Raw genomic sequence first — 23976 nt, 5'->3', positions numbered from 1 at the left:
CCGCCCTCCGCCGTGCCGCGGGGTCAGCCCGCCTTGACCACGGGGACGACGTTGATCCGGTCCGAGGCCGGCGGCGCGATCGGGGCGCCCGCCGAGCTGTGGGCGGTCAGGTACGCGTTGAAGACGTCCAGGTCGGAGGCGCCGACCAGCTTGTCGGTGCCGGCCGCGAAGGCGGGGAAGCCGTCGCCGCCACCGGCCAGGAACTCGTTCGCGGCGACCCGGTAGCTGGCGGCCGGGTCGATCGGCGCGCCGTTCAGGCGGATCGAGTCGACGAGGACGCGGGCCGCGCCGGCCTGGTTCAGGTCGAGCGTGTAGTGCAGGTTGCCCGAGATCTGCAGGACCTTCGGGGAGGCCTCGTTGGCGCCGGAGACCTGCTGCTGCAGGACCTGCACCAGCTGGGCGCCGGTCAGCGTCTTGACCTGCATCATGTTGGTGAACGGCTGGACGGCGAACACCTCGCCGTAGGTCACCACCCCGTCGCCCTCGGCGCCGGTGGCCTTGTACACCAGGTCGGCGCGGATGCCGCCGGGGTTCATGAACGCGACCTGCGCGCCGCCCTTGTCGGGGGCGGAGAGCCCGGCCAGCTGGGCGTCGGCGATCAGGTCGCCGAGCGGCTTCTCCAGCGCGCTGGAGCCGCGGCCGTTGATGTCGGCGGTGATGTAGCCGGTGGCCCGGTTGGAGATCGGGGCGGCCAGCCTGGTGTACCGGTCGAGCAGCGCGGTCAGGTCCGGCGCCTTCGGCAGGTCGCGGCGCACGACGTGGTTGGCGGCGGTGACCGACGGGCGGACGATGGCGCCGGTGCGCTTGTCCAGCTTGAGGTTGATCTCGGTGTAGAGGCGGCCGAACGAGGCGGCGCTGGTGACCGAGCGGGGCACGCCCTTCGGGTCCGGGATCATGCAGGCGTACGCGTTGTGGGTGTGGCCGGTGACGATCGCCCCGACGGCCGGGTCGATGTTCCGGGCGATGTCCACGATCGGGCCGGAGATGCCCGCGCCGGCCGCGCCGCAGTCGTAGTTGTACACGTTGCTGGCGGGCAGGCCGCCCTCGTGGATCAGCGCCACGATCGAGTTGACGCCCTGCCGCTTGAGCTCGGCCGCGTACCTGTTGATGGTCTCGACCTCGTCGCCGAACCCGAGGCCCTGGACCCCGGCGGCGGTGACGATGTTCGGGGTGCCCTCCAGGGTCACGCCGATGAAGCCGACCTTGACGCCGTGGACGTTCTTCACCCAGTACGGCTTGAGGAGCGGCTTGCCGGTCTTCTCGTCGGTGACGTTCGCCGCCAGGTACGGGAAGTCCGCGCCCTCGAAGGTGCGGCCCTCCTCGTAGCAGCCGTCGGTCGGGTGGCAGCCGCCCTTCTGCATGCGCAGCAGCTCGGCCGAGCCCTCGTCGAACTCGTGGTTGCCGACCGAGGTGACGTCGAGGCCGATCTCGTTCATCGCCTCGATGGTCGGCTCGTCGTGGAACAGGCCGGAGACCAGCGGGCTGGCGCCGATGATGTCGCCGGCCGCGACGGTCAGGCTGTTGGCGTGGCCCTGGCGGGCGTCGCGCAGCGCGGTGGCCAGGTACTCGACGCCGCCGGCGGGGGTGGCGACGGTCTTGCCGGTGGCGGGGTCGATCTCGGTGATCGTGCCCGAGGAGCCGGCCGGGGGCTCCAGGTTGCCGTGGAAGTCGTTGATCGCGAGGAGCTGCAGGTCCTCGTACTTGGGCTTGTCGTGGCCCCGGCCGTGGGCCTCGGCGGTGGCCGGCAGGGCCATCGTGCCGAACAGGGCGGCGGCCGCGGCGACCGCGAGGGCGGTCGAGCGGCGGCCGGTGGAACCGGAAATGGGCATGGCTGTCCCCTGGACCGTCGGGGCCGCGGCAGCGCGGCCTGGCGTTGTCAGGGTGCAGCCTAGGGTCAACGCGCGTAGCTGTCAGGAACCTACGAGTAACGAGCTGGTATCCGGCACCTGACGAACGCTCCGCGGGCGGGCCCTCAGATCCGCGGCTGCGCCGCCAGTTGCTGGTCGGCCCGGTCCCGCTCGGCCACCGCGTCCTCGGTCATCGCGCGGTCGGTGTACACCAGCGGCTTCTCGGCCTCGGTGATGATGTGCTTGACCACCTGCACGTTGCCGTTGACGTCCCACACCGCGATGCCCGGCGACAGCGTCGGGATGATCTCCACCGCCCAGCGCGGCAGGCCCAGCACCCGGCCGGTGGCCCTCGCCTCGTCGGCCTTCTGCATGTAGATCGTCCGCGTGGAGGCCATCTTCAGGATCGCCGAGGCCTCCTTCGCCGCCGCCCCGTCCACCACGTCCGACAGGTGGTGCACCACCGCGACGAAGGACAGGCCCAGGCGGCGGCCGAACTTCAGCAGCCGCTGGAACAGCTGCGCCACGAACGGGCTGTTGATGATGTGCCAGGCCTCCTCGACCAGGAAGATCCGCTTCACCCGGTCCGGCCGCAGCCAGGTGTGCTCCAGCCACACCCCGACGATCGCCATCAGGATCGGCATCGCGATCGAGTTCCGGTCGATGTGCGACAGGTCGAAGACGATCAGCGGAGCGTCCAGGTCGATGCCCGCCGAGGTCGGGCCGTCGAACATCCCCCGCAGGTCGCCGTCGACCAGCCGGTCCAGCACCAGGGCCACGTCCAGGCCCCAGGACTGCACCTCGCCGACCTCCACGCCCAGCGACTCCACCGCCGACAGGTCGGGGCTGCGCAGCGTGTCGATGATGTCGTTCAGCACCGGCTGACGGTCCTTCACCGTCGCCAGCACGTACGCGTGCGCGGCCTTCAGCGCGAACCCGGCCCGCTCCTCCAGGGCGCGGCCCATCGCCACCTCGATGATGGTGCGCAGCAGCGACAGCTGGCCGGTGGTGGTGATCGCCGGGTCCAGCGGGTTCAGCTTCACCCCGCCGTCCAGGGCCGCCATCGGGTCCAGCCGGACGGACTTTATCCCCAGCGCGTTGGCGATCAGGTTCCACTCGCCGACCCCGTCCTCGCCCTGCGCGTCCAGCACCACCACCTGGCGGTCGCGGAACCTCAACTGCCGCAGCACGTACGTCTTCTCCAGCGCCGACTTGCCGTTGCCGGACTCCCCCAGCACCAGCCAGTGCGGGGCCGGCAGCTGCTGGCCGTACAGCTGGAACGGGTCGTAGACGTAGCCCTTGCCGCTGTACACCTCGCGGCCGATGATCACCCCGGAGTCGCCCAGCCCGGGCGCCGCCGTCGGCAGGTACACCGCCTGCGCCTGGCCGCTGGAGGTGCGCACCGGCAGCCGGGTGGTCTCCACCCGGCCGAACAGGGTGCTGGTGAAGGAATCGGTGAGCTTGCCGAGCATCGACGGGCCTCCGGGGGTCAGCGGCGTCAGCGGCGGATGCCGGTGGCGAACGGCAGGGTGTTGGCGAACGCCCGGTGGTGCTCGCGGTCGCACCACTCCAGCTTCAGGTAGCTCTTGCCCGCGGACGCGCGGATGGTGCGCTTGTCCCGGGCCAGCGCCTCGGGGCTGCGCGAGGACACCGTCAGGTACCCCACCAGGTTCACCCCGGCCGCGCCGGACGCCAGGTCGTCGCCGCGCTGGTCCACCCGGCCGGTGTGCGCCAGGTCGCGCGGGTCCACCGTGCGGTTCATCTTCGCCGCCCGGCTGGCCTCCGCCTCGTCGTTGGTCTTCTCGGTCAGCATCCGCTCGATCGCGACGTCGGTCGGCTCCAGGTCCATGGTCACCGCGACCGTCCGGATCACGTCCGGCGTGTGCACCAGCAGCGGCGCCAGGAAGTTCACCCCGACCGGCGTCAGCGGCCACTCCTTGATCCACGCGGTGGCGTGGCACCACGGCTCCCGGGTCGCCGCCTCCCGGGTCTTCGCCTGCAGGAACTGCGGGTGCGTGGCGTCCAGTTCGGCCGGCCAGGCGTTGCGCCGGCTCATCGCCTGGATGTGGTCGATCGGGTGGTCCGGGTCGTACATCGAGTGGATCAGCGACGCCAGCCGGGCCTGCCCCAGCGGCTGCCGCACCCGGATGTCCGCCTCCGCCAACCGCGCGCAGATGTCGGTCAGTTCGCGCGCCATCACGGTCGCCAGACCGTCGTCGCTGCGGTCCCGCTTCTCGCCCCGCCCGTACGCGGTGCGCCCCATCGCGTGCGCCTCGGCCGCCAGGTCACGGGTGTAGTGCATGCACGCCACCAGGTACGCCCGGTGCTGCTCCGAGGAGGTCGACACCATCGACTGCAGCTGGTCGTAGCTCTCCTGCAGCCAGCGCGGCGCCGTGTGGTCGCCGCGCCGCTCCACGTCCTTGGCGTGCGCGTCCGGGTCGGCCGGCAGGGTGCGGGCCAGGATCTGCAGCCGGGTCACGAAGCCGTCGCCGTTGGCCACGTGCTTGAGCAGCGTCCCGAACCGGTCGACCAGCGCCTCCTGGTCCTCCGAGTCGCGCAGGCCCACGCCCGGGCCCTCGATCTCGATCGCCGCGGTCACCGTCCGGCGCTCCAGGTGCATCAGCACCGCGACCTCGTCCGGCCCGAACGGCGCGGCCAGCCAGCGCAGCCGCCCCACCCCCGGCGGCGGGCCGACCTCCACCTCGCGCCCGTCCAACCGCGTCCCCGCCTCGTGCACGTCCGGCTTCCACACCGCCCGGCCGCTGCGCACCGTCCGCCGGAACGTCCGGTTGATCTCCACCCACTTGTAGAACGTCCGCCGCCGGTACGGCACGTACACCGCCATGATCGCCAGCAGCGGGAAGCCCACCAGCCCCGCGATCCGCAGCGGCAGCAGGCTCGGGATCAGCCCCCACACCATGCCCAGGCCGGCACCGGCGATGATCAGCACGATCTCGCCGTTCTCCCGGTTGCGCCCGATCGGCGCGTTCGGCCGCGCCTTGCCGATCAGGTAGCTGCGGCGCTGGTGGGCATACGGCTGGGCGTACTGGGTGCCGTACTGGCCGAGCTGGTCGCTGCTCATCTACCCGTCACCCTCCCTTCGGGTTGTTGACCGGAGCTTGGACCTGGCCCTGCGCGGGCGGCACCGCCGCCCGCGGGGGGTTCGCGGGCCGGGAGGCGTGCGCCGCGATGCCCGCGCCCGCCCCGCCGCCACCGGCCGGGGCGCCGCCACCGCCCGCGCCCTCCGCGCCGCCGCGCGAACCGTGCGTCGAGATGCCCTGCTTCACGAAGTTCGCCGGGCCGTTGATCATCGCGCTGCCGGCCTGCACCGCGCTCGCCCTGGCGTGGCGCATCGCCATCAGCTCGTCGCCGAAGCCCGGCACGAACCGGTACACCGCCGCGCTCGCGAAGATCGACAGGAACAGGATCGCCAGCCCCGCCAGCACCCGCCCGAAGTCGTCGTCCGCCCCCGCACCGGTCGCCACCGCGCCCGCCAGCCCCAGGATGATCACCACGATCGGCTTCGCCAGGTCCACCGCCAGCATCATCGCGGCCCACCGGCGGACGTGCTTCCACATCTGCTTGTCCACCAGCCCCGCGTACACCGCCGTCCCCAGCAGCGCACCCACGTACAGCATCGCCGCCCGGATCACCAGCTCCACCCACAGCACCGTCGCGGCCAGCACCGCCACCAGCGACACCAGGATCAGGATCAGCGGGCCACCGCCGATGCTCCCCTTCTCCAGGGTGTCCGCGAACCCGCCCAGGTACGTGCCGGTGTCCGACTTCGTCCCCGCCGCGATCGCGTCCGTCAGCCCGTCGGTGACCGTCACCACCGTGTACAGGATCAGCGGCGTGAACGCCGACGCGATCACCGTCAGCCACAGGTACCCGACCGCCTCGCCGAACGCCTGCCCCAGCGCCGCGCCGCGCACCGCCCGCTTCGTCACCGCCAGCAGCCACAGCACCAGCGTGACCACCGTCGAGACCGCGAACACCACCGCGTACTGCTGCAGGAACGCCGCGTTCGTGAAGTCGACCTTCGTCGTCCCGTCGATCGCCCCCGACAACTGCCGCACCACCCAGGCCGCCGCCTGCGCGCACCCCTTCGCCAACGACCCCAGCGGATCGGTGACCCCGGACACGGCGTCCGTCCCGGGGATCACGGTGGCACCGGGCGGGGCGCACTGGCTGCCCGCCCCGGGCAGCGGGACGTTCTGCGCGGCGCAGGTCGACGAAGGGCTCGGCGACGGCTCCGCCGCCACCTGCTGCGCGACCACCAGCGCGGCGAGTTGGAGGACGCTCATCGCGGCGCCGAGCGCCCCGGCGCGGCGCAGCAGGTGCAGTCGGGGCTGGGCGTCAGCGGGCATAGCGGAACCCTCCGAACTGCTGGACGGCATCGGCGATCTCTTTCGCGGTGGCCGCCTGCTGGTCGGCGGGCAGGGGGGCGGGGCCCGCGGCGCGGGAGTAGTCGGTGAGCTTCCAGTCGCTGCCGGTCCAGCGCATGGTGACGGTCAGGGTGTACCAGTCCTGGGTGACCGGGACGGTGGAGCCCTCGCCGGCCAGTCCGTACAGGCCGGTGCACCAGACGTCGACCCGGGTGGCGGTGTCGGCCCCGTTGGTGGTGCGGGTGCCGACCGGGACGATCCGGCTGACGAAGGTCTGTCCCTTGGGCGCCCTGCCCTGGGCGTCCAGCCCGTAGTGCGCGACCGTCTCCGGCGTGAACGCCTGGTCCAGGCGGGCCTGGAGGGTGGGGAGGACGGTGGGGTCGGCGATGGTGGTGAGGACGGTGCGGCGGCTGTCGGTGCGGAACATGTCGGCGGAGCCGAGGGCGACGGCGTAGTTGGCGGCGGCGGACTCCGCGCCCTGGTCGGTGTGCGGGTAGCCGGTGCCGATGCCGTTGGCCGTGGTGGTGACGGGCTGTTGGCCGCTGGCGGCGGTGCGGTCGGGGGAGGCGGCGGCGCCGGGGGCGTGGTCGCCGGAGGTGGTGGTGCCGTTGCCGCGGTCGACCGCGGGTTTGTCGCGGTTGGCGACGGAGACGGCGACGACCAGCAGGGTGACGATGCCGAGGACGGTCAGGAGGGTGCGCAGCGGCCTGGCCTGACGGCCGGTCACGGGGGCGGTCTGTTCGGCGACCGGTAGCCGCGTACGGGTGTGCGGCTGGTCGTCGGACAACGGCACGGGGGCCCTCCTGGTGAGGCGCCGCCGCGCGGGGTGCGGGTGGCGGCGCTACGGGTGCTCGGCGGGGGTACGGGGCGGGGGCGGGGGTGGTGCGGCGGGACGGATCAACTGCTCCGGGGCGGGAGTTGCGGTCCGATCGTCAGATGGCCATGCCGTAGACAATGGTGAACAGGGTGCCGAGCGAACCGATGATGAACACGCCGGTCAGGCCGGCGATGATCAGCCCCTTGCCCTGTTCGGCGCTGAAGGTGTCGCGCATCGCGGTGGCGCCGATCCGCTGCTTGGCGGCGCCCCAGATGGCGATGGCGAGACAGACCAGGATCGCGATGGCCATCACGACCTGCACCATCACCCGGGCCGAGGAGCCGAGGGTGGCGAACGGGCCCCAGTCGGGGGCGATCCCGCCGATGATGGTGTCGATGTCGGCCTTCTTCGGCGGGTCCTCCGCCAGGTGCCGGATCACTGTGCTGTCCACGTTCAGGTCCATCCCATCTCACCGCCCGATCAGGAAAATTCAAGGCCCCGGACCACGGTCGAGCGAAGGGGCAGGGCCTACTCTTGGCCAGATCTGACGTCGACTTGGCTGCTTCTCGCGGATTGCTCGTGGCTGGCCGGACGCCTCCGCCAGGATGTCCGGTGCTTCAAGGATACTTCCCGCCCCTGGTATCTGTGATGATTGCACCGGGCAAATGCGCAACAGGACATGGCCGCTGACGTTCCGTCGGGATGGTGCTGGATGGTGCTCCGGAAGGCTCGGTTGGCGGGCGCCGCGACGGCGGTGCTCGCGATCGGTTTCGTGGGCGTCGTGACGCTCGGGACGTACGCGGCCAGCGGGGTCCCGGAGCGCTCCTCCGCCCGCCCGGGGCTGTCCGGCGGGACGGTGCCGGCCGCGTACCGGGCGCACATCCAGCAGTGGGGCGGCCTCTGCCCGGAGATCTCCGCGCCGATGCTGGCCGCGCAGCTGTACCAGGAGAGCGGTTTCGACCCGCGGGCGAAGAGCCCGGCGAAGGCGTACGGGATGGCGCAGTTCCTGGAAGCCACCTGGGCCACGTACGGGACGGACGGCGACGGCGACGGCGAGCGGGACATCTGGAACGCCTTCGACGCGATCGCCTCCGCCGCCACCTACGACTGCGCGCTGGCCCGGGACGTGGCGGGGGTGCCCGGGGACCGGCAGGCCAACATGCTGGCCGCGTACAACGCCGGTCCGTACGCGGTGATCGAGCACCGGGGCATCCCCCCGTACAAGGAGACCCAGGGCTACGTCCGCAGCATCCAGGCGCTGGCGAAGTCCTTCACCGCGCCGGCCGACCCGGGGGCGCAGCTGGCGCTGACGCAGCAGGCGGCCGGGGCGATCTGGTTCGCGCAGGGCAAGCTGGGGACGGACTACCTGTGGGGCGGGACCGGGCAGACCTGGGAGGACGGGCGGTTCGACTGCTCGGGGCTGACGCAGGCCGCGTACGAGAGCGTCGGGATCCAGCTGCCCCGGGTGGCGAACGACCAGTGGTACGCCGGGCCGCACCCGTCGCGGGACCAACTCCGGCCGGGTGACCTGGTGTTCTTCGCCAACGACCTGGAGGACCCGCGGACCATCCACCACGTCGGGATCTACGTCGGCGGCGGGTACATGATCGACGCGCCGCACACCGGGGCGAAGGTGCGCTACGACACCATCGACCAGAAGGACTACATCGGGGCGACCCGGGTCACCTCGGACGGCGCGGCCGCGCTGCCGAACCGGAACCCGAACGACGGCACCATCACGCGGAGCGAGGCGCCGAAGGTCAGCTGACCGCGGTCCGTCCCCGGCATGTGCACGCCCCGTGGACGGTGAGTCAATTTTGCATAACGGTGCGTTTCGACGGAAACCGCGGCGGCCTTGATCGCGTTGACTGGGGAGGCTACCGGTAAGTCCGCACCCGGCAGCACCACGACCTGGGACCACTGCGGAGAGCGGACAGGGAGGTGCGGCGTGCCGACGCTGCTCGCCGACGCCGGAGCCGGTTCGGGCGATCCCGACCTCGGCCTGCTCAAGGCCGTCAACGGCCTGGCCGCCGATGCCCCGGGCTGGCTGGACTCACTGGTCGCCTGGACGGCCGAGTACGGCATCCTGCTGGGCCTGGCCGCGCTGGGCCTGACCGCCTGGCTGGTCGCCCGCCGCCGGCCGGACGCCCCGGTCGCGGTGGCCGGGGTGCTGTGGGCGCCGCTGGCCGTGGCCATCTCCGAGCTGGCCAACCTGCCGATCTCGCAGCTGGTGGACCGGCCGCGGCCGTTCGTCAGCCACCCCGAGCTGGACGTGCTGGTGCCCGGCAAGGAGGACACGCTGTCCTTCGTCAGCGACCACTCGGCGATGTCCATGGGCATCGCCGTCGCGCTGTTCCTGGTCAACCGCAGGCTGGGCCTGGCGGCCGGCGCGCTCGCGCTGCTGCAGGGGTTCTGCCGGCTGTTCGTCGGCGTGCACTACCCGACCGACGTGATCGGCGGCTACGCGCTGGCCACCGCGGTGGTGCTGCTGCTCGCCCCGATCGCGATGGCCGTCCTGGTGCCGCTGTGCCACGCGCTGTCGCGCACCGCGCTGCGTCCGCTGGTGGTGGCCCGTTCGGTCGCCGCGGAGCCGGGCGGGCGGCGGTCGGCCGCTCCGGCGGGCCGCCGGGCCGGGCGGCGCCGGGGCCGGGGCGAGCCGCAGCCGGAGCGGGAGCGCGCGTCGGAGGACCTCGCCGCCTGACCGGCGGCGCCGACGGCGGGCCCGCCGGGTTCAGGCGACCTCGGCGCCGGTCTCCAGCAGGTGGCCCGCGGCGTCGCGCCGGGACTTGTCGCGCGAGCGCCGTCCGGGGGCGAACCAGCCGCACGTGCAGTGCGCGAAGCTGAACGAGCCGCGCTCCTCCACCTCCACCCGGTGCTCGTCCGGGTGGTCGGTGCGCGCTGTCCCGCCGGGTGCCCCTGGGCGCTGGTCTGCCACACCCTTCACCGTAGCCCGGCCGGACGGCCCGGCCTCCCGACCTCCGGGTGAACAACGGCGTAACCTTCTGCGCCCCAACTCGTTTGCCGGGCAAGCGCTCTGCCCATCCGGGGCGGTTGCTTGCCGGGTCATCCGGGGCCCGAGGGGGTTGTCGAAGAAGTGAAGAAGCTCAACCGCGCCGCCGCCGCGGCCCTGCTCGTCACGGTGCTGTCGGCCTGCACCGGCGGCGGCCAGGACCGGCCGAACTCCGCCGACCAGCTGTCCTCCGACCCGCTGACGGCGGTCCGCTCGGCCGCCGACATCACCGGCCGGACGGGTTCGGTGCGCGCGACGACCGAGCTGATCACCGAGTCCGCCGAGAAGAAGGCGGTCTTCAACGGCACCGGCGGCTACGACTACGTGAAGCGGATCGGCCGGCTGGAGGTCGACGTCCCGCCCGGCGCCGCCACCACCGGGAAGATCACCGAAGTGGTGCTGCCCGGCACGGTGTACCTGCAGAACAGCGGCGCGAAGATCCCCGAGGGCAAGTGGGTCAGGCTGGACGTGCGCCAGCTGCCGGACGGCAACCTGGTGAGCTCCGGCGCCACCGACCCGGCCTCCGCCGCGGGCGCGCTGCGCGGCGCGCAGCACGCCGAGCTGGTCGGCACCGAGCAGGTGGGCGGCGTGGAGCTCAAGCACTACCGGGGCACCCTGGACCTGGCGAAGGCCGCCGACGCGACCGGCGGCCGCGGGGCGGACGGGCTGCGGATGGCGGCCCAGACCTTCACGGTGAAGGAGGTCCCGTACGAGGTCTGGCTGGACGACCGGGGGCGGCTGCACAAGGTGGTGGAGCACTTCACCTTCGCCGGGGTGGCCGGGTCCACCGCGGCGAAGGACCAGGTCAAGGTGGTGTCCACGCTGTCGCTGGCCGCCTTCGGCGAGCCGGTGGAGGCCGCCGAGCCCGCGGCCGCCGACATCTACTCGATGAAGGCCAGCCCCTCGCCGAAGTGACCGGCGGCGGCGGCGACCGACGGTGCCGGGCCCACCCGTTTCGGGCGGCAGAGATGGCCCGTCCGTGCCATGTGGCCCGGCCCTCCGCTCCTTACCCTGGTGGGGGCGGGCAAGCCGGTGCGGGCGGACGGGGCGCGGAAGGGGTGGAGGCCATGGCATCCGGGGAGAACGGCACCGGCGGCCACGACAGAACCGCGCTGGACGAGATCGACCTGACCGGCGAGCTGATGATCGCCGCCTCGGCCAGCCGGGCCGAACGGCTGGCCGCCGAGCAGATCGACGAAGTCCTGCTGGCCCGGCGCGGACCGGAGCGGCCGGAGGACTGAGCAGCCGGAGGACTGAGCGGCCGTCAGCCCGCCGCACGGTCGGCGGCGTTCGGCGGCGTTCTGCGGCGTTCGGCGGCCCGGGCGCGCCCGGCGGACGGGCCGCAGCCGGTCTCAGGTGCGCAGCAGCCGGGCGATGGCGGCGCTGGCCTCGGCCACCTTGGCGTTCAGCTCCTCGCCGCCGTCCTCCGCGGCGGCCGCGGCGGCGACGCAGTGCCGCAGGTGCTCCTCCAGCAGGGAGAGCGCGAAGGACTGCAGGGCCTTGGTGGAGGCGGACACCTGGGTGAGGATGTCGATGCAGTACACGTCCTCGTCGACCATCCGCTGCAGCCCGCGGACCTGCCCCTCGATCCGGCGCAGCCGCTTGAGGTGCGCCTCCTTCTCGCCGCTGTAGCCGTGCGGCCCGGCGGCCGCGGCGGCGCCGTGGCAGGCCGCCGGAGCGGTCTCGGTGCTCGGGGTGTCGATGGTGGTCATCCGGTCCGCCCTCTTGGTCTCGGTACTCGGCCCGCCCCCAGCCTACGGCCGGGAGGTGCCCCCAGATCCAACACCCGGCACCGGTGCGCTGTTCCGCCGTCCGGGCGTCAGGTCAGAGATCCCCGTGCAGAGCGGGAGCAAACCGGCGTGTCGTGGGACACACTTAGGGCGCGCGTCGGCAACCCCGTGTTCACGGGCGGGGGGCGTGCGCCTAGCATCGTCAAGTACCGACCCCGCACATCGGAGATTTCCGTGCGTTTTAGCCTGACCCCGAAGGAGACGAGCTTCTACGACATGTTCGCCGCCGCGGCGGAGAACCTGGTCGTCGGATCGAAGCTCCTGCTGGAACTACTGGGCTCTGACGTGTCAGCCCGCGCGGAGATCGTCGAGCGCATGCGCGCCGCCGAGCACGCGGGGGACGACACCACCCATGCGATCTTCCACCAGCTGAACTCCTCGTTCATCACCCCGTTCGACCGGGAGGACATCTACAACCTGGCCTCCTCGCTGGACGACATCATGGACTTCATGGAGGAGGCCGTCGACCTGGTCGTGCTGTACGACATCGAGACCCTCCCGAAGGGCATCGAGCAGCAGATCGAGGTGCTGGCCCGGGCGGCCGAGCTGACCGCGGAGGCGATGCCCAACCTGCGGTCGATGTCGAACCTCACCGAGTACTGGATCGAGGTGAACCGGCTGGAGAACCAGGCGGACCAGATCCACCGCAAGCTGCTGGCCCACCTGTTCTCCGGCCAGTACGAGGCGATCGAGGTGCTGAAGCTCAAGCAGGTCGTGGACGTCCTCGAAGAGGCCGCCGACGCGTTCGAGCACGTGGCCAACACGGTGGAGACCATCGCCGTCAAGGAGTCCTGACCTCCGTGGACATGGCAGCACTGATCGTCGTCATCGGCGTCGCATTCTTCTTCACGTACACGAACGGCTTCCACGACTCCGCCAACGCGATCGCCACCTCGGTCTCCACCCGGGCGCTGACGCCCCGGGCGGCGCTGGCGATGGCCGCGGTGATGAACCTGGCGGGCGCGTTCCTCGGCAGCGGGGTCGCGAAGACCGTCTCCGAGGGGATCATCGAGACCCCGACCGGCAGCAGGGGCATGGCGATCCTGTTCTCGGCCCTGGTCGGGGCGATCGCCTGGAACCTGGTGACCTGGTACTTCGGCCTGCCGTCCTCCTCCTCGCACGCGCTGTTCGGCGGCATGGTGGGCGCGGCGCTGGCGGGCGGCATCGGGGTGGTCTGGCACGGCGTGGTCGACAAGATCATCGTTCCGATGATCGTCTCGCCGGTGGTCGGCCTGGTCGGCGGCTTCCTGGTGATGCTGGCGATCCTGTGGATCTTCCGGCGGGCCAACCCGCACCGGGCCAAGCGCAACTTCCGGGTCGCGCAGACCGCCTCGGCGGCCGCGATGGCGCTGGCGCACGGCCTGCAGGACGCGCAGAAGACCATGGGCATCGTGGTGATGGCGCTGACCATCTCCGGCCACCACTCCGGCACCGGCATCCCGATCTGGGTGAAGATCTCCTGCGCCGCGATGCTCTCGCTGGGCACCTACGCGGGCGGCTGGCGGATCATGCGCACCCTCGGCCGGAAGATCATCGAGCTGGACCCGCCGCAGGGCTTCGCCGCCGAGGCGACCGCCTCCGCGGTCATGTACGTCACCTCGTTCGTCTACGCGGCGCCGATCTCCACCACCCACGTGATCACCTCGGCGATCATGGGCGTGGGCGCCACCAAGCGGGTCCGCGCGGTCCGCTGGGGGGTGGCGAAGAACATCGTGATGGGCTGGTTCATCACCATGCCGGCCGCGGCGATCGTGGCGGCCGCGGTGTTCGGGATCACCGACCTGCTGGTCCTCTGACCCGCGGACGGCACCGCGGCGGCACACGGAAGGGCCCGCCCCCACAGCACGGGGGCGGGCCCTTCCTGCTTGCTCCGCGGCGGCACCGCCATGCAGCGCCGCGGAGCGGTCCTTGCGGCGCGGGGCCGACCGGACGCGGGCCCGAACCGGGCCCGGGGCCCGGCCGGACCGCGGGCCGGTCAGCCGAAGCGGCCGGAGATGTAGTCCTCGGTGGCCTGGACCGACGGGTTGGAGAAGATCCGCTGGGTGTCGTCGAGCTCGACCAGCTTGCCGGGCTGGCCGACGCCCGCCAGGTTGAAGAAGGCGGTGCGGTCGGAGACCCGGGCCGCCTGCTGCATGTTGTGGGTCACGATCACGATGGTGAACTGCGACTTGAGCTCGCCGATCAGGTCCTCGATGGCGAGGGTGGAGATCGGGTCGAGGGCCGAGCAGGGCTCGTCCATCAGCAGCACCTCGGGCTCGACCGCGATCGCCCGGGCGATGCACAGGCGCTGCTGCTGGCCGCCGGACAGGCCCGCGCCGGGCTTGCCCAGGCGGTCCTTGACCTCGTTCCACAGGTTGGCGCCCTGCAGGGACTTCTCCACCACCCCGTCCAGGACGGACTTCTTCTTCACGCCCGCCAGCTTGAGGCCGGCCACCACGTTGTCGTAGATCGACATGGTGGGGAACGGGTTGGGGCGCTGGAACACCATGCCGACCGAGCGGCGGACGGCGACCGGGTCGACGTTGGCGCCGTACAGGTTCTCGTCGTCCAGCAGCACCTTGCCCTCGACGCGGGCGCCGGGGATCACCTCGTGCATCCGGTTGAGGGTGCGCAGGAAGGTGGACTTGCCGCAGCCCGAGGGGCCGATGAAGGCGGTCACCGAGCGGGGCTCGATGGTCATCGAGATGTCGTCGATGGCGCGGGTGGAGCCGTAGTAGGCGGACAGTCCGCTGACGTCGATGCGCTTGGCCATGATCCTTGGTCTCTTCTCGTCTTCTCGTACGTCAGTCGGTGTCAGTGCCCGCCCTTGGGCGAGCGCCAGCGCGCGACGCCCCGGGCGACGAGGTTGAGCCCCATCACGAAGGCGATCAGCACCAGGGCCGCGCCCCAGGCGCGCTGGTATCCGAAGTCGTTGTTGATCTGCGAGTACTGCTGCCAGATGTAGAGCGGCAGCGACTGCTGGGGCCCGTCGAACGGGTCGCTGTTGATGAAGTCGGCACCGAACACCAGCATCATCACGGGGGCGGTCTCACCGGTGATGCGGGCGACCGCCAGCATCACGCCGGTGGTGATCCCGCCGATGGCCGTGGGGAGGACGATCCGCAGGATGGTCTTCCAGCGCGGCACCCCGAGCGCGTACGAGGCCTCGCGGAGCTCGTTCGGGACGAGCTTGAGCATCTCCTCGGTCGAGCGGACCACCACCGGCATCATCAGGATGGCCAGCGCGAGGCTGCCCGAGAAGCCGGAGTACTGGAAGCCGAGGGCGATGTTCCAGAGGGAGAGGACGAAGAGACCGGCGACGACGGACGGGATGCCCGTCATGACGTCGACGAAGAAGGTGACCGCCTTGGCGAGCCGGCCGCGGCCGTACTCCACCAGGTAGACGGCGGTGAGCAGGCCGATCGGCGCGGCGATCAGGGTGGCCAGCAGGACCTGCTCGATGGTGCCGATGATGGCGTGGTAGATGCCGCCGTCCGGGCTGAGGGTGGCGACGACGCCCTTCATCGAGTGGGTGAGGAACTCGGGGCTGATCGCGTCGATGCCCTGCTGGACGGTGTAGAAGGTCAGCGAGACCAGCGGCACCACGGCGCAGACGAAGGAGACCCAGACCAGCGAGGTGGCGAACCGGTCCTTGGCCTGGCGGCGGCCCTCGACCGAGGCCGAGACGGTGTAGCTGACGACCAGGAACAGCAGCGCGGAGAGCAGGCCCCACTGCACGCGGCTCTCCAGCCCGGCGGCGGCGCCGATGCCGCAGCCGAGGGCGACCGAGGCGGCGGCGGTGGCGGCCGGTGCCCAGCGGGGCAGCCGGGCCGCGGTCAGCCGGTGGGCCAGCTGCGGCGGGGTGGCGTCGGTGATGGTCACGGTGCTGCTCACGCGGCGGCCCCCGAGTACTCCTTGCGACGGGCGATGATCATGCGGGCCGCGCCGTTCACCAGCAGGGTGATGACGAACAGGACCAGGCCGGAGGCCATCAGGGCGTCCCGGCCGAGCGGCTGGGCCTCGTTGAACTTCAGCGCGATGTTCTGCGCGAAGGTGCCGCCGCCCGGGTCGAGCAGGTGCAGCGACAGCTGGCTGTTGGTGGACAGCACGGTGGCGACGGCGATGGTCTCGCCGAGCGCGCGGCCCAGGCCGAGCATCGAGGCGGAGATGATGCCGGGGCGGCCGAACGGCAGCACCGCGGTGCGGATCATCTCCCAGCGGGTCGCGCCGAGCGCGAGCGCCGCCTCCTCGTGCATCCGCGGGACCTGCCGGAAGACCTCGCGGGTGACCGCGGTGATGATCGGCAGCACCATGATCGCGAGCAGGATGCCGACGGTGAACAGGTTGCGCGGCGGGACGCCGGTGCTGGACTGGTCGAAGACGTACGTCCAGCCGAGGTACTGGTCCATCCAGCCGGTCAGCCCGTCCATGTGCGGGACGAGGAACAGCACGCCCCACAGGCCGTAGACGATGGACGGGACCGCGGCCAGCAGGTCCACCAGGTAGGCGAAGGGCTGGGCGATCCGGCGGGGCGCGTAGTGCGAGATGAACAGCGCGATGCCGACCGCGACCGGCACCGCGATGACCATCGCGACGAACGCGCTGACCAGGGTGCCGAAGGTGAGGACGGCGATGCCGAAGACCGGCTCGGTGGCGTCCGGGGTCCACTCGAAGGTGGTGAGGAAGTTGCCCTCGTTCTTTCCCAGGGCGAGGAAGGAGCGGTAGGCGAGGAAGCCTGCGATGGCGGCCATGACGACCAGCAGCAGGATGCCCGAACCGCGCGAGAGGTTGAAGAAGACGTTGTCGCCGCGGCGGCTGTCGCCCCGGCTCCGTCGAGCCCGTCCCCGCGCGTCGGCGGGGGGTGCAGAAGTCATGGTCGTTTACTCCGGTCTGGCGGCGCTGCCCCGCGGAGGGCGGCACCTTGGCGGCGGTGCCCCGGACGTTCTCGTGGTGGTGGTGCGTGGTGCGCGTGGACGAATGCCCCGGCCGGGCGGCCCCTCCCCCTCCTGCGGGGGCCGCCCGGCCGGTCGTCGCTCAGCCTCAGGCGAGGGCGTCGATCTGGGTCTTGACCTTGCCCGCGAGCTCGGCCGGCAGCGGCACGTAGCCGACCGCGCCGATGGCCTGCTGGCCGGCGTCGCTGACGGTGTAGTTCAGGAAGGACTTCAGGACCGGCAGGGTGTCGGCCTTGTTGCCCTTGTCGCAGACGATCTCGTAGGTGACCAGGGTGATCGGGTAGTTGCCCTCGGCCTTGGTCGCGTAGTCGATGTCCAGCGCCAGGTCGGAGCCGGTGCCGACGACCTTGGCGGAGGCCAGGGTGGCGGCGGCGTTGGCGGCGGTGGCCTCGACCGGCTTGGAGGCGCCGGTGTTGATCGCGGCGCTGTTCAGCTTGTTGGTCTGGGCGTAGGAGAGCTCGACGTAGGAGATCGAGTTCTTGGTCTGCTTGACCAGGGCCGCGACACCGGCCGAGCCGTTCGCGGACTGGCCGCCCTGGCCCGCCCAGGCCTTGGCCGCCGGGTACTTCCAGTTGCCGCCGCCGGCCTTGGCCAGGTAGCCGGTCAGGTTGGCGGTGGTGCCGGAGTCCTCCGAGCGGTGGATCGCCTGGATGTCGGCGGCCGGGAGGGTGACGCCCGGGTTCAGGGCGGCGATCGCCGGGTCGTTCCACTTGGTGATCTGCGAGTCGAAGATCTTCGCCAGGGTCGGGCCGTCCACGACCAGCTTGTCGACGCCCTCGATGTTGAAGACGATCGAGACCAGGCCGCCGACCATCGGGAGGTCGATCGCCTGGCCGCCGGTGCAGACCGCCTTCGAGGCGTCGACCTCGGTCGCCTTGAGGGCCGAGTCGGAGCCCGCGAAGGCGATCTTGCCCTGGTTGAACTGGGTGACGCCGGCACCGGAGCCGCCGCCGGAGTAGGTCAGGGTGGCGCTGGAGCAGGCGGCGCTGTACGCGGCCTTCCAGACGTCGATGGCCGGAGCCTGCGCGGTCGAACCGGCGCCCAGCAGCTGACCGCCCTTGTCGGCGCAGGCGATCTTGGCCGGAGCGGCCGCCGTCGAACCACCGGTGGAGGAGCCCGAGGTGGTCTTCGAGGTGTTGTCGTCCGTGCCGCAAGCCGAGAGCGACAGCGTGGAGACGAGCGCGACGGCACCGATGGCGAGGGCCTTGGAGCGGCCGTTCCGCAGGTTCACTGGGTGTCCCTTTCTGAGGCAATGCCGGTCTCGGAACGACCGGTTTTGCTGTGGTCCGGGGCCCTTCCGGCCCTCCGGTAACCCAGAAGTTAGGCAGGACAGGTGACGCGTCAGCCGGTCGCAAATGAACGGGGAGTGAACCTCGAAGGGACGTCAGGAAACTGCGGCCGGTAGTAACGGTTGCGTCACGGTGGGGGCGCGGTGAGATCACCCGCACGACCTGCGCGAACCACCCGGACGGCCCTCAACCGAGCAGCAGCTCCAGCAGCGCGTCCACCAGCACCCGGTCCCGCGGGTGGGTCAGCCGCTCCTTGGCGCGCTTCGGCGGCAGCCACTCCAGGCGGTCCACCTCCCGGTTGGGCCGGAATGCGCCACCCGTCGGCACCGCCGCCCAGTACCGGACCTCCTTCGGCCGCCCCTGCGCCAGGTAGTGCTGGGCCGGCAGCTCCGCCCCCAGCACGCAGCGCATCCCGGTCTCCTCCAGCACCTCGCGCAGCGCCGCCGCCCGCCAGCCCTCCCCCGGGTCGAGCTTCCCCTTCGGCAGGCTCCAGTCGTCGTACTTGGGCCGGTGCACCAGCGCGATCCGCGGCTTCTTCCGCCCCCTGCCGCCCTTCTTCGGCGGCCCCGGCACCCACAGCACCGCCCCCGCCGCCAGCACCGTCGAACGGGAACCCGCCGCCGGGCGGCGGCTCTGCCGGGCACCGCCCGACCGGGCCGGGGCGCGGTCGGGCGGGGAGGGGCGATCGGGCATCAGCGGTACGCGGTCCGTCCGGGCGGGGGCGACGAGGTCCTCAGCCCGGCAGCGCCGCCACCGGGCCCACCAGCCCCGGGGCCACCCCCGGCCACTGGCGCCCGAAAGCGTACCGGGCCGACTCGACCTCCAAACGCTGGTCCGCGTGCACCACGCCCAGCACGTACGCCGTCGCCGGGGTGATCCGCGGCGTGCGCGCCGCCGTCGCCACCGTCGCCGCCGCGTCCGACGCCTCCCGGTGGCGCGCCAGCACCCCGTCCAGCTCCGCCAGGCCCCCGCCCGGCGCCCCGCACACCTCCAGCGCGTACCGGGCCCGCTTCACCAGGATCCGGGCCCGCAGCCACGGCGCGTCGTCCGCCGCCAGCGCCGCGTCCGCGTCCGCCGCCGCGCGCGCCGCCGGCACCTCGCCCGGCTCCGCCTGCGCCGCGCCCAGCCGGTGCAGCCCCGCCCCGCCGTACGCCTGCGCCGCCCGCTGCCACGGCAGCCGCTCGCCCGCGCCCAGCAGCGCCGCCAGCGCCGCCGCGGCCCGCGGCAGCAGCGCCGCCACCGGCTCCGCGGCCGCCGCGGTCAGCGGCACCTCCCCGGCCAGCAGGGTCATCCGGTCCGCCAGCGCGTGCAGCCGGGCCGAGCGCAGCTCCTGCAGCACCGCGGTGTGCGCCCTGGTCCTAGCCAGCGTCAGCTGCCGCTCCAGCAGCGCCCGGGCCTTGGGCGCGCCCGCGTGCCCGGCCAGCATGCCCGCCCCGTCCGGGGAGGCGTCGGCCAGCGAGTCCAGCGCGCCCGTCAGCCGCGCCGCCCGCCGCCGGTAGCCCGGCTCCTGGGCGAGCAGGTTCAGCAGCCAGCGCAGCTCGGTGCGCGACTCCTGCGCCCACTGCGGGTCGAACGCCGCCGCGAAGGTGTGCAGCGCCCCGCCGACCCGGCGCACCGCGCGCAGCAGGTCGTCCGCGGCCTGCGCCGACGCCGGGAGCGACCCCGGTCTGGACCCCGCCTCGCCGACCACCTGCGGCAGGGCGCGCAGGAACGCGCCCGCCTGGGCGGTCAGGTAGCCGGCTAGGACCTCCCCGGCGGTCGCGGCGCGCGCCACCGGGGCCGTCGTCGGCGCATCGGTCATGGCTGTGGCTCTCCCCGATTCCCTCCCTGGGCCTGCCCCAGGGGTGCAGTCCGCCCGCGCCGGGGCTCCCGGCGCGGGCGGGGTGCCGCTCAGCGCGCGGCGGCGGAGCCGCGGTTGCGGCGGCGCGAGTCGATCAGCAGGTCCTGGACGTGGCGCAGCGGGCGGCCCTCGGCGTCCTGCGCGTGCCTGGTCCAGGTGCCGTCCGCGCCCAGGTGCCAGGAGTCGGTCTCGTCGGAGACGCCGAGCTCCAGCAGCCCGTTCAGCTCGGCCCGGTGCGCCGGGTCGGTGACCCGCACCAGCGCCTCGATCCGGCGGTCCAGGTTGCGGTGCATCATGTCGGCGCTGCCGATCCACACCTCCGGGTCGCCGCCGTTGCCGAACACGAACACCCGCGAGTGCTCCAGGAACCGCCCGAGGATCGACCGCACCCGGACGTTCTCGCTCAGCCCCGGCACGCCCGGCCGGATCGCACAGATGCCGCGCACCCACACGTCCACCGGCACCCCGGCCTGCGAGGCCCGGTACAGCGCGTCGATGACCACCTCGTCGACGATCGAGTTGACCTTGACCTTGACGAAGGCGGGCCGCCCGGCCCGGTGGTGCGCGATCTCCCCGTTGATCCGCGCCACCAGCCCGTCCCGCAGCCCGCGCGGCGCGGTCAGCAGCCGCCGGTACGACTCGCGCCGCGAGTAGCCCGACAGGCGGTTGAACAGGTCCGACAGGTCCGCGCCGACCTGCTGGTCGGCCGTCAGCAGGCCCAGGTCCTCGTACAGCCGGGCCGTCTTCGGGTGGTAGTTGCCGGTGCCGACGTGCGAGTAGCGGCGCAGCGTCTCGCCCTCCTGGCGGACCACCAGCGACAGCTTGCAGTGCGTCTTCAGCCCGACCAGGCCGTACACCACGTGGCAGCCGGACTCCTCCAGCTTCCGGGCCCACTTGATGTTCGCCTGCTCGTCGAACCGGGCCTTGATCTCCACCAGCACCAGCACCTGCTTGCCGGACTCCGCCGCGTCGATCAGCGCGTCCACGATCGGCGAGTCGCCGGAGGTGCGGTACAGCGTCTGCTTGATCGCCAGCACGTGCGGGTCCGCGGCGGCCTGCTCCAGGAACGCCTGCACCGAGGTCGAGAACGAGTCGTACGGGTGGTGCAGCAGCACGTCCCGCTCGCGCATCGCCGCGAAGATGTCCGGCAGCGTCGCCGACTCCACGTCGGTCAGCCCGCGCGCCGTGCCCGCCACGAACTTCGGGTAGCGCAGCTCCGGCCGGTCCAGGTCGGCGATCCCGAACAGCCCGGTCAGGTCCAGCGGCCCGGGCAGCGGGAAGACCTCCGCCTCGGTGATGTTCAGCTCCCGCACCAGCAGGTCCAGGATGTACGGGTCGATCGACTCCTCGACCTCCAGGCGCACCGGCGGCCCGAAGCGGCGCCGCATCAGCTCCTTCTCCAGCGCCTTCAGGATGTTCTCGGTGTCGTCCTCCTCCACCTCCAGGTCCTCGTTGCGGGTGACCCGGAACGCGTGGTGGGCGAGCACCTCCATCCCCGGGAACAGCTCCTCCAGGTGCGCCCCCATCACGTCCTCCAGCGGCACGTACCGCTGCGGCGACGCCTCCAGGAACCGGGACAGCGACTGCGGCACCTTCACCCGGGCGAAGTGCTTGTGGCCGGACACCGGGTTGCGGACCACCACCGCCAGGTTCAGCGACAGCCCCGATATGTACGGGAACGGGTGCGCCGGGTCGACCGCCAGCGGCGTCAGGACGGGGAAGATCTGCTGCCGGAACAGCGTGTGCAGCCGGGCCTGCTCGGTCTCCGCCAGGTCCGGCCAGCGCACCAGCTCGATGCCCTCGGCCGCCAGGTCCGGCAGCACCTCCTGCTGGAAGGTCGCCGCGTGACGCGCCATCAGCTCGCGCGAGCGCCGCCAGATCAGGTCCAGCACCTCGCGCGGCTGGTGCCCCGACGCCGAGCGCTGCGCCACCCCGGTGGCGATCCGGCGCTTGAGGCCCGCCACCCGCACCATGAAGAACTCGTCCAGGTTGGACGCGAAGATCGCCAGGAACTTGGCCCGCTCCAGCAGCGGGATCTCCGGGTCCTCCGCGAGCTCCAGCACCCGCTCGTTGAACGCCAGCCAGCTGCGCTCCCGGTCCAGGAACCGGCCCTGCGGCAGCTCGACCTCCTCCGCGGCCCCGGAGCCCGGGCCGCCGCCCGGCGACCCCGCCGGGAAGGCCGCCGACACCGCGGCGGGCAGCGCCGTGGCCGCCCGCGGCGACCCGGCCCCGGGCTCGGGGCCGGCCTTCGCACCGGGCTTGGGGGCGGGCTTGACGGCGGCCTTCGCGTCGGCCTTGAGCTCGACCGCCTTGGCCTTGCCGCGCACCGGCACCGGGCGCGGCCGCGCCTCCTTCTCGTTCTCGGCGTCCTTGCCCGTGTCCTTGCCGGTCGCGGCCCTGCCGCGGGCACCGGACCCGGACCTCACACCCGACCGCACGGCCGGCTTCTGCTGCTCACTGCTGCGCTCGGCCGGACCGGCCGAGTCGGAGACGGGGCGGGGGATGCTCATCGGTTCCAGCTCCTCCTGCAGGACGCGGCCCCGGTGGGGCGAAGGACATGACTCCGCAGGCTGCTCGTCCTCGTCGACCCACGTCCACCCGCCCGGGGACGCCGGGATCCGCCCGGACGGGCGGTGGGTGGAGCGGTGACGCGGACGCGGCAATACGGACGACATTCTGTGATCTTCGCGGCGTCAATTGAATCCACGGTAAACACCGCATGGCCAGGAGGAAAGCTGAGTCCGTCACCCCCGTGGCTGCTGGCGGACGCTCCCTTCCGCCCGCCCCCGACCGGCTCAGCGCGGGCCGGACGGCTCCCAGCGGTACATCAGGTCGACCTCGTGGACCTCGAACCCGAGCCGCTCGTACACCCGGACGGCGGCCGCGTTGTCCGCGTCCACGTACAGCATCACCGTCGGCAGGCCTCGCTCCAGGACCAGGTGCCGCAGGCCCACCGCCGTCAACGCCTTACCCAGGCCATTACCCTGCTCAGCCGGATCCACCCCCACCACGTACACCTCGCCCGGCCCGTCCGGCTGGGTCTTCGTCCAGTGGAAGCCCACCAGCCGGCCGTCCCGCTCCGCCAGGAAGAAGCCCTCCGGGTCGAACCAGGGCTCGGCGATCCGCTCCGCCAGGTCGCGCTCCGTCCAGGAGCCCTGCTCCGGGTGGTGCGCGAAGGCCAGCGCGTTCAGCGCCAGCCAGGCCGCCTCGTCCCGGCCCGGCTCGAAGGTCCGCAGCCGCACGCCCGCGGGCAGCGGCACCGCGTCCGGCGCGGGCGCGGTGCGCCGCATCTGGCGCAGCTCGCGCACCAGCACCGCCCCGTGCACCTCCGCCAGGTGCCGGGCCGCCGGGAGGCCGCCGTGCGCCCAGAAGTCCAGCCCGCCCCCGGCCCCGGCCAGCACCGCGCGGACCAGCTCGCCGCCCAGGCCCCGGCCGCGCTCGGCCGGGGCGACCGTCAGCTCGACCGTCCCCGGCCGCTCCCCCTCGACCTGCGCGTAGCCCACCACCGTGCCGTCCACCGGCTGCAGCAGGTGCCGCACCCCCTCGCGCGGGCTGTCCGGCCGGATCCGCAGCCGCCCGGCCTCCGACACCGCCTCCCGCCCGTCCGCCCGGGCCGCCGCCGCCAGCAGCTCCCGCACCTGCCCGGCCTGCTCCGCCGTCAGCACCTCGACCCGCTCGACCGGGCCCGCGCCTGACGTGTTCTCAGAAGTCCGCATACCAGCGAGCGTACGTTCTCCCCTCCGAATTCCGTACGGGCACTACTCCCCGCTGGCGCCCCCCGCCCCCGCCCCCGCCCAGCCGCTCCTCGAACAGCCGCAGGTTCTCCGCCCGCAGAGCGCGCAGGAACTCCGCCACCTCCTCGTCCTGGGCCGGCCGCGATGTTCACCACCGCGCTGATCACCAGGCACCCCGCCGGATGCGCCAAGTGAGCGGATGGGACGGCGCCGTCGTCGCTGCTGAAACCATCCGGCCCGGAAACGCGAGAAAGCCCCCTGACATCCCGTCAGGGGGCTTTCTCTGAATGATTGTTCGGCGGCGTCCTACTCTCCCACAGGGTCCCCCCT

The 23976-nt window shown here is 72.6% G+C and carries 22 protein-coding genes; 6 read left to right on the top strand and 16 right to left on the bottom strand.

The genetic code is table 11. The features are described 5' to 3' along the window. Positions 1-23 precede the first annotated feature (23 nt). From OO57_RS02035 to OO57_RS02010, 6 genes are all read right to left on the bottom strand, one after another. Positions 24-1829 (bottom strand): bifunctional metallophosphatase/5'-nucleotidase, encoded by a 1806-nt coding sequence (locus OO57_RS02035; protein WP_051776395.1) that lies wholly within the window; start codon positions 1827-1829, stop codon positions 24-26. Positions 1830-1972: 143 nt separating this feature from the next. Then, positions 1973-3319 (bottom strand): ATP-binding protein, encoded by a 1347-nt coding sequence (locus tag OO57_RS02030; protein WP_033250487.1) that lies wholly within the window; start codon positions 3317-3319, stop codon positions 1973-1975. A 26-nt stretch (positions 3320-3345) separates the two neighbouring features. Beyond that, positions 3346-4929 carry an SCO6880 family protein gene (locus OO57_RS02025; RefSeq protein ID WP_033250486.1) on the bottom strand — a complete coding sequence of 528 codons (1584 nt, stop codon included), beginning with the start codon at positions 4927-4929 and terminating at the stop codon, positions 3346-3348. Positions 4930-4936: 7 nt separating this feature from the next. Beyond that, positions 4937-6217, bottom strand: coding sequence for a hypothetical protein (locus OO57_RS02020; RefSeq protein ID WP_051776392.1), 1281 nt, complete (start codon positions 6215-6217; stop codon positions 4937-4939). After that, positions 6207-7028, bottom strand: coding sequence for a hypothetical protein (locus OO57_RS02015; protein ID WP_033250485.1), 822 nt, complete (start codon positions 7026-7028; stop codon positions 6207-6209). Before OO57_RS02015 ends, OO57_RS02020 begins: the two co-directional genes overlap by 11 nt. A gap of 139 nt (positions 7029-7167) precedes the next feature. After that, positions 7168-7515, bottom strand: a complete 348-nt coding sequence (locus OO57_RS02010; protein WP_051776390.1) for a hypothetical protein — start codon at positions 7513-7515, stop codon at positions 7168-7170. A gap of 249 nt (positions 7516-7764) precedes the next feature. Between OO57_RS02010 and OO57_RS02005 the strand changes: the two genes are divergently transcribed. Both OO57_RS02005 and OO57_RS02000 read left to right on the top strand, forming a co-directional pair. Further along, entirely contained in the window at positions 7765-8820 is a 1056-nt protein-coding gene (locus OO57_RS02005) for a bifunctional lytic transglycosylase/C40 family peptidase (RefSeq protein ID WP_033250484.1), read from the top strand. Positions 8821-9000: 180 nt separating this feature from the next. Next, positions 9001-9753, top strand: coding sequence for a phosphatase PAP2 family protein (locus tag OO57_RS02000; RefSeq protein ID WP_033250483.1), 753 nt, complete (start codon positions 9001-9003; stop codon positions 9751-9753). Positions 9754-9783: 30 nt separating this feature from the next. Here OO57_RS02000 and OO57_RS43480 read toward each other — a convergent pair whose 3' ends face one another. Then, a complete protein-coding gene (locus OO57_RS43480; protein WP_081973404.1) occupies positions 9784-9987 on the bottom strand; it encodes a hypothetical protein in 204 nt (67 codons plus the stop codon). 159 nt (positions 9988-10146) lie between these two features. Between OO57_RS43480 and OO57_RS01990 the strand changes: the two genes are divergently transcribed. Together OO57_RS01990 and OO57_RS43475 are read left to right on the top strand one after the other, a co-directional pair. Then, positions 10147-10977, top strand: a complete 831-nt coding sequence (locus tag OO57_RS01990; RefSeq protein WP_033250481.1) for a hypothetical protein — start codon at positions 10147-10149, stop codon at positions 10975-10977. A gap of 152 nt (positions 10978-11129) precedes the next feature. Continuing rightward, on the top strand, positions 11130-11303 hold the full coding sequence (locus OO57_RS43475) for a hypothetical protein (protein ID WP_158714998.1): 174 nt from the start codon (positions 11130-11132) through the stop codon (positions 11301-11303). A gap of 111 nt (positions 11304-11414) precedes the next feature. On the opposite strand, the gene OO57_RS01985 is transcribed toward OO57_RS43475, so the two are convergent. Continuing rightward, positions 11415-11774, bottom strand: coding sequence for a metal-sensitive transcriptional regulator (locus tag OO57_RS01985; RefSeq protein ID WP_033250480.1), 360 nt, complete (start codon positions 11772-11774; stop codon positions 11415-11417). A 252-nt stretch (positions 11775-12026) separates the two neighbouring features. Here OO57_RS01985 and OO57_RS01980 point away from each other — a divergent pair, with 252 nt between their 5' ends. Further along, positions 12027-12647 (top strand): DUF47 domain-containing protein, encoded by a 621-nt coding sequence (locus OO57_RS01980; protein ID WP_014137429.1) that lies wholly within the window; start codon positions 12027-12029, stop codon positions 12645-12647. 5 nt (positions 12648-12652) lie between these two features. After that, entirely contained in the window at positions 12653-13648 is a 996-nt protein-coding gene (locus OO57_RS01975) for an inorganic phosphate transporter (RefSeq protein ID WP_033250479.1), read from the top strand. 179 nt (positions 13649-13827) lie between these two features. Here the strand turns inward: OO57_RS01975 and pstB are convergent, their stop codons facing one another. The 8 genes from pstB to mshD form a co-directional block, all read right to left on the bottom strand. Beyond that, positions 13828-14604: a phosphate ABC transporter ATP-binding protein PstB gene (gene pstB / locus OO57_RS01970; protein ID WP_033250478.1), complete on the bottom strand. Its 777-nt coding sequence runs from the start codon at positions 14602-14604 to the stop codon at positions 13828-13830. Positions 14605-14645: 41 nt separating this feature from the next. Next, positions 14646-15725 (bottom strand): phosphate ABC transporter permease PstA, encoded by a 1080-nt coding sequence (gene pstA, locus OO57_RS01965; RefSeq protein ID WP_033250477.1) that lies wholly within the window; start codon positions 15723-15725, stop codon positions 14646-14648. Beyond that, positions 15722-16705 (bottom strand): phosphate ABC transporter permease subunit PstC, encoded by a 984-nt coding sequence (gene pstC, locus OO57_RS01960; RefSeq protein WP_033250476.1) that lies wholly within the window; start codon positions 16703-16705, stop codon positions 15722-15724. The genes pstA and pstC overlap by 4 nt, the downstream gene beginning before the upstream one ends. Before the next feature lie 166 nt (positions 16706-16871). After that, the gene (pstS, locus tag OO57_RS01955; RefSeq protein WP_033250475.1) at positions 16872-18014 is read right to left on the bottom strand and encodes a phosphate ABC transporter substrate-binding protein PstS; all 1143 of its coding nucleotides are present in this window, start codon (positions 18012-18014) and stop codon (positions 16872-16874) included. Positions 18015-18258: 244 nt separating this feature from the next. Next, entirely contained in the window at positions 18259-18765 is a 507-nt protein-coding gene (locus OO57_RS01950; protein ID WP_106973877.1) for an NUDIX hydrolase, read from the bottom strand. A gap of 40 nt (positions 18766-18805) precedes the next feature. After that, complete coding sequence (locus tag OO57_RS01945; protein ID WP_051776388.1) at positions 18806-19873, bottom strand: CHAD domain-containing protein; 1068 nt, start codon at positions 19871-19873, stop codon at positions 18806-18808. Between the two features lie 89 nt (positions 19874-19962). Next, positions 19963-22422 carry an RNA degradosome polyphosphate kinase gene (locus OO57_RS01940; protein WP_033250474.1) on the bottom strand — a complete coding sequence of 820 codons (2460 nt, stop codon included), beginning with the start codon at positions 22420-22422 and terminating at the stop codon, positions 19963-19965. Between the two features lie 285 nt (positions 22423-22707). Further along, positions 22708-23628, bottom strand: a complete 921-nt coding sequence (mshD, locus tag OO57_RS01935; protein ID WP_033250473.1) for a mycothiol synthase — start codon at positions 23626-23628, stop codon at positions 22708-22710. Between the last annotated feature and the right edge of the window lie 348 nt (positions 23629-23976).

The sequence above is a fragment of the Kitasatospora phosalacinea genome, from assembly GCF_000717185.1.
Taxonomy (GTDB): domain Bacteria; phylum Actinomycetota; class Actinomycetes; order Streptomycetales; family Streptomycetaceae; genus Kitasatospora; species Kitasatospora phosalacinea_A.
Note: the sequence above shows the minus strand (reverse complement) of the source record. Positions and strands in the feature narration are given on the sequence as shown.

What these genes read in the sequence shown, in the direction of transcription:
- OO57_RS02035 (WP_051776395.1), bottom strand. Translation starts at nt 1,829, where the DNA reads ATGCCCATTTCCGGTTCCACCGGCCGCCGCTCGACCGCCCTCGCGGTC.
- OO57_RS02030 (WP_033250487.1), bottom strand. Translation starts at nt 3,319, where the DNA reads ATGCTCGGCAAGCTCACCGATTCCTTCACCAGCACCCTGTTCGGCCGG.
- OO57_RS02025 (WP_033250486.1), bottom strand. Translation starts at nt 4,929, where the DNA reads ATGAGCAGCGACCAGCTCGGCCAGTACGGCACCCAGTACGCCCAGCCG.
- OO57_RS02020 (WP_051776392.1), bottom strand. Translation starts at nt 6,217, where the DNA reads ATGCCCGCTGACGCCCAGCCCCGACTGCACCTGCTGCGCCGCGCCGGG.
- OO57_RS02010 (WP_051776390.1), bottom strand. Translation starts at nt 7,515, where the DNA reads ATGGACCTGAACGTGGACAGCACAGTGATCCGGCACCTGGCGGAGGAC.
- OO57_RS02005 (WP_033250484.1), top strand. Translation starts at nt 7,765, where the DNA reads ATGGTGCTCCGGAAGGCTCGGTTGGCGGGCGCCGCGACGGCGGTGCTC.
- OO57_RS43475 (WP_158714998.1), top strand. Translation starts at nt 11,130, where the DNA reads ATGGCATCCGGGGAGAACGGCACCGGCGGCCACGACAGAACCGCGCTG.
- OO57_RS01985 (WP_033250480.1), bottom strand. Translation starts at nt 11,774, where the DNA reads ATGACCACCATCGACACCCCGAGCACCGAGACCGCTCCGGCGGCCTGC.
- pstB (WP_033250478.1), bottom strand. Translation starts at nt 14,604, where the DNA reads ATGGCCAAGCGCATCGACGTCAGCGGACTGTCCGCCTACTACGGCTCC.
- pstC (WP_033250476.1), bottom strand. Translation starts at nt 16,705, where the DNA reads ATGACTTCTGCACCCCCCGCCGACGCGCGGGGACGGGCTCGACGGAGC.
- OO57_RS01950 (WP_106973877.1), bottom strand. Translation starts at nt 18,765, where the DNA reads ATGCCCGATCGCCCCTCCCCGCCCGACCGCGCCCCGGCCCGGTCGGGC.
- OO57_RS01945 (WP_051776388.1), bottom strand. Translation starts at nt 19,873, where the DNA reads ATGACCGATGCGCCGACGACGGCCCCGGTGGCGCGCGCCGCGACCGCC.
- OO57_RS01940 (WP_033250474.1), bottom strand. Translation starts at nt 22,422, where the DNA reads ATGAGCATCCCCCGCCCCGTCTCCGACTCGGCCGGTCCGGCCGAGCGC.
- mshD (WP_033250473.1), bottom strand. Translation starts at nt 23,628, where the DNA reads ATGCGGACTTCTGAGAACACGTCAGGCGCGGGCCCGGTCGAGCGGGTC.